The organism is Streptomyces sp. SBT349, assembly GCF_001083795.1.
GTDB lineage: Bacteria > Actinomycetota > Actinomycetes > Streptomycetales > Streptomycetaceae > Streptomyces.
Genome location: NZ_LAVK01000046.1, coordinates 19,779 through 31,224, shown reverse-complemented (window position 1 = coordinate 31,224; position 11,446 = coordinate 19,779). Strand labels below are relative to the sequence as shown.

The 11,446-nt window shown below is 73.9% G+C and carries 9 protein-coding genes; 4 read left to right on the top strand and 5 right to left on the bottom strand.

The annotated features are described in order from the left end of the window. Positions 1-163: 163 nt before the first annotated feature. A complete protein-coding gene (gene ligD / locus ADY01_RS08645) occupies positions 164-1,096 on the bottom strand; it encodes a non-homologous end-joining DNA ligase (protein ID WP_049568391.1) in 933 nt (310 codons plus the stop codon). Positions 1,097-1,284: 188 nt separating this feature from the next. Between ligD and ADY01_RS08640 the strand changes: the two genes are divergently transcribed. The 3 genes from ADY01_RS08640 (at position 1,285) to ADY01_RS08630 (ending at position 5,016) form a co-directional block, all read left to right on the top strand. Then, positions 1,285-1,827: a type 1 glutamine amidotransferase domain-containing protein gene (locus ADY01_RS08640; protein ID WP_049568408.1), complete on the top strand. Its 543-nt coding sequence runs from the start codon at positions 1,285-1,287 to the stop codon at positions 1,825-1,827. A gap of 2 nt (positions 1,828-1,829) precedes the next feature. Further along, positions 1,830-3,008: a Vms1/Ankzf1 family peptidyl-tRNA hydrolase gene (locus ADY01_RS08635; RefSeq protein ID WP_049568387.1), complete on the top strand. Its 1,179-nt coding sequence runs from the start codon at positions 1,830-1,832 to the stop codon at positions 3,006-3,008. A gap of 154 nt (positions 3,009-3,162) precedes the next feature. After that, positions 3,163-5,016: a transketolase gene (locus tag ADY01_RS08630; protein WP_049568385.1), complete on the top strand. Its 1,854-nt coding sequence runs from the start codon at positions 3,163-3,165 to the stop codon at positions 5,014-5,016. Here ADY01_RS08630 and ADY01_RS08625 read toward each other — a convergent pair. Both ADY01_RS08625 and ADY01_RS08620 read right to left on the bottom strand, forming a co-directional pair. After that, positions 4,983-6,038, bottom strand: coding sequence for a hypothetical protein (locus ADY01_RS08625; protein WP_049568404.1), 1,056 nt, complete (start codon positions 6,036-6,038; stop codon positions 4,983-4,985). The two genes, ADY01_RS08630 and ADY01_RS08625, sit on opposite strands and share 34 nt — an antisense overlap. 15 nt (positions 6,039-6,053) lie before the next feature. Beyond that, on the bottom strand, positions 6,054-6,422 hold the full coding sequence (locus tag ADY01_RS08620) for a tetratricopeptide repeat protein (RefSeq protein ID WP_049568383.1): 369 nt from the start codon (positions 6,420-6,422) through the stop codon (positions 6,054-6,056). 164 nt (positions 6,423-6,586) lie between these two features. Here ADY01_RS08620 and ADY01_RS08615 point away from each other — a divergent pair, with 164 nt between their 5' ends. After that, positions 6,587-8,008, top strand: a complete 1,422-nt coding sequence (locus ADY01_RS08615; RefSeq protein WP_049568380.1) for an MFS transporter — start codon at positions 6,587-6,589, stop codon at positions 8,006-8,008. A 48-nt stretch (positions 8,009-8,056) separates the two neighbouring features. Here ADY01_RS08615 and ADY01_RS08610 read toward each other — a convergent pair whose 3' ends face one another. Next, positions 8,057-8,905 carry a LacI family DNA-binding transcriptional regulator gene (locus tag ADY01_RS08610; RefSeq protein WP_049568377.1) on the bottom strand — a complete coding sequence of 283 codons (849 nt, stop codon included), beginning with the start codon at positions 8,903-8,905 and terminating at the stop codon, positions 8,057-8,059. Beyond that, positions 8,906-11,395, bottom strand: a complete 2,490-nt coding sequence (locus ADY01_RS08605) for a glycoside hydrolase family 2 protein (protein ID WP_049568374.1) — start codon at positions 11,393-11,395, stop codon at positions 8,906-8,908. Between the last annotated feature and the right edge of the window lie 51 nt (positions 11,396-11,446).

Here is an 11,446-nt window from a genome sequence, read left to right as displayed (position 1 = left end):
GGCGTGGGGGGACGTGTGGGTGGCGGCTGAGTCGGCCATCGGCTCTCCGAACGGTGCGGCAGGCGCGCCGGAGGGAATTCCGGCGCCCGGGGAACCTATCCGGCGACTCAGGGTGACGGGCCGGTTTCCCTTGCCAAACCACCCGCGCGAGGGAGGCTGTCCCCTAACCGTTGGCCAGAGCGTCCAGGCGGCGCCGGGCGGCGCGCAGCGAGCGGCGCGCGCCCTTGAGGCCGCCCCAGGGGTCGCCCTCTCCCGCGACGCGGTCCGGGACGTCACGCAGCGTGAAGGCGCGCGGGCCGACCTTCCGGTCGTCGAGCTCGTCCCAGTCCAGCGGGGTGGCCACCGGGGCGTGCGGGCGGGCGCGCACCGCGTAGGGGGCGACGGAGGTCTGGGCGTAGGCGTTGCGCTGGACGTCCAGATAGAGCCGGTCGCCGCGGCGGTTCTTGCGGACCTCGGTGGTCAGCCGGTCGGGGTGGCGCCCGGCCAGCAGTTCGGCGGCGGCGCGGGCGAAGCCGCGCACGGCGTCGAAGTCGGCGGAGCCGTCGAGCGGGACGAGGACATGCGCGCCGCGCGAGCCCGTGGTCATCACCAGGGGCTTCAGCCCGACCTCGGTCAGCAGCTCCCTGAGCTTCCCCGCCGTCCAGCGCACCCGCGCGAAGTCGTCGCCCGGCGGGTCGAGGTCGAAGACCATCCGGTCGGGGCGGTCGAGGTGGTCCGCGGGACTGAGCCACAGGTGCGGGGTCAGGCACGCCTGGTTGGCCAGGTACGCCAGGGTGGCCTCGTCGTCGCACACGGCCATGTCCAGCGTGCCGCCCTCCTTCGGGATCTCCTCGCGGTGGATCCAGTCGGGGAAGTAGGAGGGCACGTCCTTGTGGAAGAACGACCCGCCCCGGTACCCGTCCGGGTAGCGCTCCATCGCCAGCGGGCGCCCGCGCAGGTGCGTCAGCATGGGGCGGGAGACGGCCCGGTAGTAGTCGACCAGCTCCGCCTTGGTGATCCCGTCCTCGGGGAACAGCTCCTTGCCGGGCCGGGTGACCGTGACCTTCCGGCCGCCGACCGTGACCTCGGTACGTCCGCCTCCGCCGCTTCCGCTCATGACCGCCTGCCTCCGGCGGCCCTGTCCTGTGACCGCCTGTCCTGGTCCTGTGACCGCCGCCGGGTTCCCCGCCCGGGGAGGACGAAAACGCCGGACCCGCGGGTTTCCCCCTCCCCCGCGCCGGTTACCCGGGGGCGAATCGCACAGCGCTTCCCGATGTGTTTCCTGAAGTGAGGACGGTGAACACCATGCGTATTGCGTTCCTGATGGCGCCGCAGGGCGTGGAGCAGGTCGAGTTCACGGGACCCTGGGAGGCGATCTCCGAGACCGGTGAGACCCCCCAGGTGGTCTCCACGCGGAGCGGGTCCGTCCAGGCGTTCAACCACCTGGACAAGGGCGACACGTTCCCGGTGGACACCACCGTCGCCAAGGTGACCGCCGACGACTTCGACGCCCTGGTCATGCCGGGCGGCGTGGCCAACCCCGACGCCCTGCGCCTGGACCCGGACGCCGTCACGTTCACGAAGGGCTTCTTCGACGCCGGCAAGCCGGTCGCGGCCATCTGCCACGCGCCGTGGACGCTGATCGAGGCCGACGTGGTGGGCGGCAGGACCCTCACCTCGTGGCCGAGCCTGGCGACGGACCTGGTCAACGCCGGCGCCATGTGGGTCGACGAGCAGGTCCATGTGGACAGGGAAGGGCCCAACACGCTGATCACCAGCCGGAAGCCGGCCGACATCAAGGCGTTCAACCAGGCCCTGATCACCGAGTTCGGGAAGGTCATCGCCTGATCATGGACATGGGATTCCTCAACCCCTTGCTGAACCGCCCCGGCCCATGGGCGTCGGTCTACCTCGACACGTCGGCCGTCGCGGAGGACGCCGAGGCGGTGCGGGAACTCCAGGCGCGGGAGGCGCGCGACCAGCTGGCCGCGGCCGGCGCGGCGGAGACGACCTGCCGCGCGGCCTACGACGCGCTGAGCGGCGCGACCCGGGAGGACGCCGGGCGCGCGGTGTTCGCCACGGAGGGCGAGGTGGTGATGGAGGTGCCGCTCTCGGTGCCCCCGCCCTCGCCGCCGCTGGTCAGCTGGGCCGCCCTGCCGAGGCTGGGCCCGCTGCTCGACTACGGGGAACGGGAGCCCGTCTGCCTGGTCGCGTTCGTGGACCGCAGAGGCGCCGACCTCCAGCTGCGCGGCACGCACGGCAGGCCCCGGCACGTCGACGAGGTCGGCGGCGAGCAGTGGCCGATGCACCGGACCGCCACCGCCGACTGGTCCGAGCGCCACTTCCAGCTCGCCGTGGAGAACACCTGGGACCAGAACGCGGCCCGCATCGCCGAGGCGCTGACCGCCGACGCGGCCCACGCGCACGCCGAGTTGCTGGTGCTCGCCGGGGATCCGCGCGAGCGGCGGTCGGTGCGCGAACGGCTCCCCGAGGCGCTGCGCGCGATCACCGTCGAATCGGAGCACGGCGGCAGGTCGGCCGGCGCCAAGGCCGACCTCCTCGACGCGGACGTGGAACGCGCCCGCGCCGAGCGGGCGCGCGCCCACACCGAGGAGGCGCTGGACCGCTTCCGCGCCGGGCGCACCACCGCGGGCGACGGCATCGACGCCGCCGAGGGCGTGCCCACGCTCGTGGACGCGGCGCGGGAGCACCGCATCGCCACGCTGCTGGTACGCCCCACCGGCCCCGATCTGGACCGCGACGTCTGGGTGGGCAGGGAGCCGGACCAACTGGCCGTGCGCCGCTCGGACTCGCGTTACCTCGGAGACCCCGAGCCGGCCGCCGCCCGCGCGGACGACGCGCTGCTGCGTTCGGCCGCGGCGACGGGCGCCGATGTGGTCGCCCTCGCCCCTGCCGCCACCGGAGACGGCAGGGGCGGCGGCCCGGAGCCCGTCGGCGGGCTGGGCGCCCTGCTGCGCTGGCCGTTCGCGGACGGCGTGCCGGGCGGCGGCATCCCCCCGGGGGCGTGATGGCCCCGGGAGCCCCGGCCCCGGTGGCGCGCGCTGTGGCGCGCGTCCCCCGGGGCCGGGGTGCGTCGCCAGGGCGGGGCGCGTCGTTAGGGCCGCGGCGCCCTGGGTACCCGCGCACCGACATCCGACCCGGAGGCCATCGCAGGAGGCTCGCATGACCACAGACCAATACCTGGCCGAACTCGGGCAGCAGCTGCGGGTGGACGCGATCCGCTCCAGCTCGCACGCCGGGTCGGGGCACGCCACATCGTCCATGTCGGCGGCGGATCTCATGGCCGTGCTGATGGCCCGTCACCTGCGGTACGACTTCGACTGGCCCAACCATCCCGGCAACGACCACCTCATCCTCTCCAAGGGCCATGCCTCGCCCCTGCTCTACGGGGCGTTCAAGGCCGCGGGCGTGGTCAGCGACGAGGAGATGCTGACGTTCCGGACCTCGGGCAGCCGCCTGGAGGGCCACCCGACGCCGCGGCTGCCGTGGGTGGACGTGGCCACGGGCTCGCTGGGGCAGGGCCTGCCGATCGGCGTCGGCATCGCGCTCGCCGGGCAGCGCTTGGACGAGATGCCCTACCGGGTGTGGGTGATGTGCGGCGACAGCGAGCTGGCCGAGGGCTCGATCTGGGAGGCGTTCGAGCACGCCGGCTACGAGGGGCTGGGCAACCTGACGGCCATCGTCGACGTCAACCGCCTCGGCCAGCGCGGCCCCACGCGGCACGAGTGGGACCTCGACGCCTACGCGCGGCGCGCCGCCGCGTTCGGCTGGCACACCGTCGAGGTCGACGGCCACGACATCGGCGCCATCGACGCGGCCTACAAGGAGGCGGAGAGCGTCACCGACCGCCCCACGGTCATCCTGGCCCGCACCCTCAAGGGCAAGGGCGTCGCCTCGGTGGAGAACAAGGAGGGCCACCACGGCAAGCCCGTGGCCGCCCCCGAGGATGCCATCGAGGAGCTGGGCGGCGTGCGCGCGCTGCGCGTCGAGGTGGAGCGGCCCGCCGCGACGACCGCGCCCCGGCAGGCGCACGGCGTCCACGCCGATCTGCCGCGCTGGGACCTCGGCGACTCGGTCGCCACCCGCAACGCCTACGGCGAGGCGCTCGCGGCGGTCGGCCGCGACCGGGAGGACGTCGTCGCCCTGGACGGCGAGGTGAGCGATTCGACGCGCTCGGAGTTCTTCGCGAAGGAGCACCCCGACCGGTTCTTCGAGTGCTACATCGCCGAGCAGGAGATGGTGGCCTCGGCCGTGGGGATGCAGGTGCGCGGCTGGACGCCGTTCGTCTCGACGTTCGCCGCGTTCCTCACCAGGGCGCACGACTTCCTGCGCATGGCGGCGGTCAGCCGGGCGAGCCTGAGCCTGGCCGGGTCGCACGCGGGCGTGGCGATCGGCGAGGACGGCCCCTCCCAGATGGGTCTCGAGGACCTCGCCATGTTCCGCGCCATCCACGGCAGCACGGTGCTCTACCCGTGCGACGCCAACCAGGCGGCCCACCTGGTGGCCGCCATGGCGGACGGCGGCGGCGTGCGGTACATGCGGACCTCGCGCGGGAAGGGCCCGGTGATCTACGGCCCGGACGAGGAGTTCCCCGTGGGCGGCAGCAAGGTGCTGCGCAGCACGGCCGGCGACCGGATGACGGTCGTGGCGGCCGGGGTGACCGTGCACGAGGCGCTGACCGCCGCGGACGAGCTGGCGGACGCCGGGATACCGGTGCGGGTCATCGACCTGTACTCGGTCAAGCCGGTGGACGCGCACACGCTGCTCATGGCGGCCGAGGAGACCGGCTGCCTGCTGACCGTGGAGGACCACCGTCCCGAGGGCGGCATCGGCGACGCGGTGCTCGACGCCTTCACCGACGGGCGCCCGGTGCCCCGGCTGGTCCGCCTCGCGGTGGACACCATGCCCGGGTCGGCGACGCCCGAGGAGCAGCTGAGCGAGGCGGGCATCGACGCTCCCTCGATCGTGGCGGCCGTGCGCCGTCAGGTGTCGGACATCTCCGCCGCCGCGGCCTGAAGGATGCCCTCGGCGGCCTCCCGGACCCGCGGCAGGTGGGCGAGGACGGCGTCGGCGCGGGCCAGCAGATCGCCCCGCGTGCCGACGCCGAGGTCGGCGAGGAGCGCGTCGAAGGCCGGGGCCGACGCGCGGCGGCGGGCCTCCGGCGCGTCGGCGTCCAGGACGGTGTGGCAACGGGCGAACGTCGCGGCCAGCCAGAACGCGACCTCCCGGTGCGCCCCGGAGCGGATGAGCGCGAGCGAGGCGTCGATCGCGATGGGCCGGGCCGCCGGGGTCAGGTCGGAGCTGTAGGGGAAGGGGGTCCTGGCGACATGGGCGGCGGCGTCGAACGTCCCGGCCAGCGCGTGGAGGTGCTCCTCGGCGCGCTCGGCGGTGAGGGCGGCGGAGCCGAGCAGCGCCAGCAGCTCCTCGTGGAGGTCCAGCAGCCCGTGCGCGGCCAGCAGCTCGCGGACGGCGACATAGCGCAGCCTGACGGTGGGGTTGCGCAGCCCGGCGGCGAGCAGCACATGGGTGGCGACGCCGGTGGGGAACAGCCAGGACATCACCAGCCGGGGCCACGGCGCGGCGGGGTCGAGGGAGCGCAGCCCCCGTTCGGCCTTGCCCGCGGCCTCGCCGAAGCGGCGGCGCACCCACACCGGCTCCGCGAAGCGGGGGGCCACGGCCTCCCGGAGCCGTGCCAGCTTTCCGGTGGGGTCGGCGATGACCGTGTCGGTGGCGAACGGGCCCGCCAGGTGGTAGGAGGCGAGGACCCGCTCGGGGTCGGCGAGCAGCTCCCGGGGCAGGTGGGTCACCTCGATCAGGGCCGCCTGGTGGCGGAACTTCCCGAGCTTGCCGCCGGGCGCCTCGTTCGCCGGTCCTTCGGTGACGACCATGACGTCGATGTCGGAGCCGAGCGGGACGGGCGCGGCGTCCGGCAGGCCGACCGTGGAGCCCGCGAAGTACGCGCCGCGGAAGCCGGGCTCCCGGCTTCCGCGCGACCTCACCCAGTCGCTCGCCGCGGCGCGAGCGGTGCCCATGTCCATGGACACCATGGTCTCTCAGGGAGTCTGCTCGAAACGGGCGGCCTCCAGGTACTCGGGCCGCGGGTCGAGGGCGGCGGCCAGCCGGAAGTGGCGCAGCGCCTCGGCGTCACGGCCCGCGCGCTCCAGTGTGCGGGCCAGCGCGAAGTGGGCGAACGAGTTGTCCGGCTCCCGCTCCAGCACCAGCTGGAATTCGAGCTCGGCCGAGCGGAGCTGGGCGGCCAGGAAGAAGGCTCTGGCGCGCAGCAGCCGGGCCGCGGTGTTCTCCGGATGGGCGGTGATGAGCGGGTCGAGCAGCTTGAGCGCGCCCCGCGGGTCGCGGGCGTCGAGCAGCTGCTCGGCGGCGCGGTAGGCGATGACATGGGTCTCGGGTGTGGCGTCGTGCACGGGCCCTCCTTGCGAGCGAGTCGGCGGTCGGCACGGTCTCCAGGGTGCACCCAACGCCGTCGGCGCGGGTACCTATTCCCTTTCCCGTCTCCCTGTGCCATGCCCTCCCCCGCCCGGCCTATCCCCGGCGCGGGGCGCGGCCCCCGCGGATAGGCTGACCGGAGATGCCGGAGACCGAGAGCCTCAGCCGCCCGCGCCGCCACCTGGTCCTGGCGATCTGCTGCATGAGCCTGCTGATCGTCAGCCTGGATGTCACCGCGCTCAATGTCGCGTTGCCGTCGCTCCAGCGGGAGCTCGGCGCGGATGTCTCGGGTCTCCAGTGGACCGTGGACATCTACACGGTGGTGATCGCCTCGTTCCTGATGTTCTCCGGCTCCATCGCCGACCGCGTCGGCCGCCGCCGGGTGTTCAGGATCGGGCTCGTCGTCTTCGTCACCGGCTCGCTCCTGTGCGCGCTCGCCCCCGGCCTCGGCTGGCTGATCGCATTCCGCGCCTTCCAGGCCGTGGGCGGCTCGATGCTGAACCCGGTGGCGATGTCGATCATCACCAACACCTTCAAGGACCCCAAGGAGCTGGCGCGGGCGATCGGCGCCTGGAGCGGGGTGATCGGCATCTCGATGGCGATCGGCCCCGTCCTCGGCGGGGCGCTGGTGCACACCTTCAGCTGGCGGGCGATCTTCTGGCTCAACCTCCCGATCGGCCTGGCCGCGCTGGTCCTCACCACGCTGTTCGTCCCCGAGTCCCGGGCGCCCAGGCCCCGCCGCCTCGACCCGGTGGGGCAGATCCTGGTGATCGTGCTCCTGGGCTCGCTGACCTTCGGCATCATCGAGGGGGGCCACGACGGCTGGTCCTCGCCGCTGCTGCTGATCTGCCTCGCGGTCGCGGCGGCGGCGCTGATCGCCCTGCTGCGCTACGAGCCCAGGCGCCGGGAGCCGCTGCTCGAACTGCGGTTCTTCCGCAGCGCGCCGTTCTCCGGGGCCTTCGCCATCGCCGTCGCGGCCTTCGCCGGGCTGGGCGGCTTCCTCTTCCTGAACACGCTCTACCTCCAGGACGAGCGCGGCCTCACGGCCCTGGAGGCGGGCCTCCACCTGCTTCCGATGGCGGGGATCACGCTGTTCTTCGCGCCGCTCTCCGGCTTCCTGGTCAGCCATGTCGGGCCGAGGCTGCCGGTGCTGCTGGCGGGAGTGGCGATCATCGCGGGGGGCCTGCTGCTCACGCACCTGGGGCTGGACAGCTCGCTGGCGTTCCTGTTCACCGCGTATGTGACCTTCGGCATCGGCTTCGGCCTGGTGAACGCGCCCATCACCAACACGGCCGTCACGGGGATGCCGCGCAGCCAGTCCGGGGTCGCCGCGGGCATCGCCTCCACCGGGCGCCAGGTCGGCACGGCCCTGGGGGTCGCGGTGGTCGGCACCGTGCTGTCCGCCGGGTCGCGCACCGCCGGCTGGTGGGTGCTGGTCGGCTGCGGCGTGCTGGTGCTGGTCATCGGCGCGGCGACGACCGGGCGCCGGGCCCGTGCCACGGCGGACCGGACCACCGCGCGGATCGCCGAGGAGGACTCCGCCGGCGCCGCGCCGCGGGGCTGACCGGGCGGCGCCCCGGCCGCCGGGTCCCTTCGGCCCGGCGGCCGGGTGTCAGCCGGTTTCCGGGGCGGGCGCGGTGGAGCCGCGCGGGGTGAAGCGGGCGGCGGGCGACCAGCGCTGGACGACGGGCCCGCCGTCGATCAGCTCCATCACCGACTCGGCGACCGAGACGCCGAACTGGTGGACGTCCACGCTCATCGTCGACAGCGCGGGCGAGGCCAGGCGGCACATGGTGGAGTCGTCCCAGGCCAGCAGGGACAGCTCGGCGGGCACCGCGATGCCGAGCTCCTTGGCCACGCCAAGACCGGCGACCGCCATCACGTCGTTGTCGTAGAGGATGGCGGTCGGCCGTCCGGGGCGGCGCAGCAGCTGGGCGGTGAGCTTGGTGCCCGCCTCGGCCGAGTAGTCGCCCTCGATCAGCACCGGCTCGACGCCCGCCTCGCGGCAGCCCTCGGCCAGCGCCTCCGTCCGGGCGCGGGTGTGCGCCAGCTCGGCGGGCCCGGTGACCCGGGCGATGCGGCGGTGGCCGAGGGCGAGGAGCTCGCGGAGCGCCTCGCGGACCGGGCTCGCGTTGTCGGTGATGACCGCCGGGGTGTCGGGGCCGCCCTCCCAGGCGCCGACCACCACGGCCGGCAGACCCAGCTCGGCCAGGACGCCGGGCCGGCGGTCGTCCGTGGTCAGGTTGACCACGACGACCGCGTCGACCAGGCCGCGCCCGGCCCACCGCCGGTGGGTGGTGATCTCCTCGTCGTGGGTGGCGACGACGTGGAGGAGCACGGAGAAGCCGCGCTCGGCGAGCTTCTCCTCGATCCCGGCGATGAACTCCATGAAGAACGGCTCGACGCCCAGCAGCCTCGCGGGCCGCGCGAGCACGAGGCCGATGGCATCCGTTCCGCTCACTTAACCGCGCACCCTCGGGCCGTGGAGGGAGTTGGCGCTGCGCAGGACCGGGGCCGCGGTGAACGCCGCCGGGTCCACCTGGGCGTCCGTCCGCACCGTGAACGACCTGACCTCGCCGGGGAGCAGGGTGACCAGCATGTCGTCCACCCGCGCGTCGGGAGCGACGCGGTCGGCCAGGATGGCGACGTCCCTGGCGAAGGACGAGGCGCGGACGTCGACCCGGTACCCGCCCGGCACGGCGACCGCCTCGGCCCTCACGGCGGCCGGGTCGTAGGCCAGGTCCCTGTCCTCGCCGAACAGGTGGACCGCACGGGTCCCGTCCGCGGTTGCCACCAGCACCTCCCGCGCCGCGTCCGCCGGCTTGACCAGCGACTCGGCCAGCTCCAGTTCGGCGACGGATCGCGCCGAAACATCCAGGGAGATCGTAGCGCTGTCGAGGACCTCGCCGCCGAAGGTCCGGCGTTGCAGCAGGAGTTGGCCCGTCCAGTCCTCGTCCGTGTCGTTGACCGCGAGCAGGGCGGGCCGGCCGTCGCGCGGCTGGACGGTCAGCAGGCGGGGTGCGTAGGCGTTCCGCAGGCCGTACCACAGGGGCTTGGGCCGCTCGTCGCCGTCCACCGCCGCCCAGGAGGTCACCGGCCAGCAGTCGTTGAGCTGCCAGACCAGCGTGCCGGCGGTCCTCGGCCACCAGGAGCGGAAGTGCTCGATGCCGAACGCGACCGCGCGGGCCTGGTTGAGCTGGGTCGCCCAGTGCCAGTCGGCGAAGGTGTGCGTCTCGGGCAGGTGCGGGGCCATGCCGCGGTCGAGCTTGCCGTTGCCGTCCTCGGCCTTCTGGTGGAGGAGGAAGCCGGGCGCGGTGGGGGTCAGCGGGTCGTCGTGGATCCAGGCGGTCAGGGTGGCCCAGGTGGGCGGGCCCTGGAAGCCGAACTCGGAGCAGAACCGCGGGATGTGGTCGCGGTAGGTGGTGTAGTCGAGGCGGTTCCACACCTCCCACTCGTGGCGGGTGCCGTGGTCCTGGTCGTTGGGGTGCTTGTCCTGCGGCGAGAAGCGCGGGCTGTAGGGGCTGCCGTCGGCGTAGGCGCGGGTGGGGTCGAGCTCGGCGACCACGCGGGGGAACAGCTCGGTGTAGTACCGCAGGCCCCAGGTGCGGCCGGCCAGCTCCTCCTGCCAGCCCCAGTCCATGAAGCCCCACAGGTTCTCGTTGCCGCCGTTCCACAGGGCGAGGGAGGCGTGGCTGCTCAGGCGGGTGACGTTCTCCCTGGCCTCGGCCTCGAACTCCTCCCACAGCGGCGCCTCTTCGGGGTAGGCGGCGCAGGCGAGGAGGAAGTCCTGCCAGACCAGGACGCCGCGCTCGTCGCAGACGTCGTAGAAGTCGTCCGACTCGTAGATGCCGCCGCCCCAGATCCGCAGCATGTTCATGTGGGCGCCGAGGGCCTGCTCGACGCGGCGCTCGACGCGCTCGCGCGTGACGCGGGTGACGAAGTGGTCGTCGGGGATCCAGTTGGCGCCCTTGGCGAAGATCCGCTTGCCGTTGACGGTGAAGGTGAACGGGGTGCCCGTCTCGTCGGGCGTGGTGTCGACGGTGATGGTGCGGAAGCCGACGCGGCGGGCGAACGTGTCCAGGGTGGCGGCCGTCCCGCCGGCGCCGGGTGCGTCCAGGGTGACGGCGAGGTCGTGGAGCGGCTGCTCGCCGTGGCCGACGGGCCACCACAGGCGGACGTCCGGCACCTCGACGGTGACGAGGGCGGTGGTGGCCCCGGCCGGGACGGTGACGCTCGCCCGGTGCCCGGCCACCTCGGCGGTCAGGGTCAGGTCGGTGTCCTCGCCGAGCCCGGAGCGCTCGATGTCGGCGTGGATCTCGGCGCGCCCCGTGCCGTCACCGGCGACGGTGACCAGGGGGCGGACCGAGGCGAGGCGGGCGGTGCGCCAGCGCTCCAGGCGGACGGGCTTCCAGATGCCGGCCGTCTGGAGGTCGGGGCCCCAGTCCCAGCCGAAGCTGCACGCCATCTTCCTGACCATGTTCATGGGGTGGTCGTAGGCGCGGGGGCGGGAGCCGAGGCGCTCCTGCATCTCCTCCGCGTACTCCAGGGCGGAGCGGAACGTGACGACCAGGTCCGCGGGGGCGCCGTCCAGGTGCTCGCGGACGTCGAAGCGGTAGGAGCGGTGCATGTTCGCGGTGGTGCCCAGCGTCCGGCCGCCCAGTGCCACGGTGGCGACGGTGTCGAGCCCGTCGAAGACGAGGTCCACGCGCTCGTCGGCGGCGGGTGCCCCGGCCTCCACGGTGGTGGCGTAGCGCCAGTGGGCGCGGTGCGCCCAGGCCAGCTCCTCCTCCGCCCGGTCCAGGTACGGCTCGGGGATCAGGCCGGCCGCCAGCAGGTCGAGGTGGGCGCTGCCCGGGACCTGGGCCGGCACGGTGCGACCGGCGATGTTCTCGGGTACCGGCCCGGCGACCGCCGTCAGGTGCCAACCGTCATGCAACGCGTGGCGGATCATCGTTGAACACTCCCTGGAAGTTGTCTGCTCAGGCCGGGTGAGATTGTTATG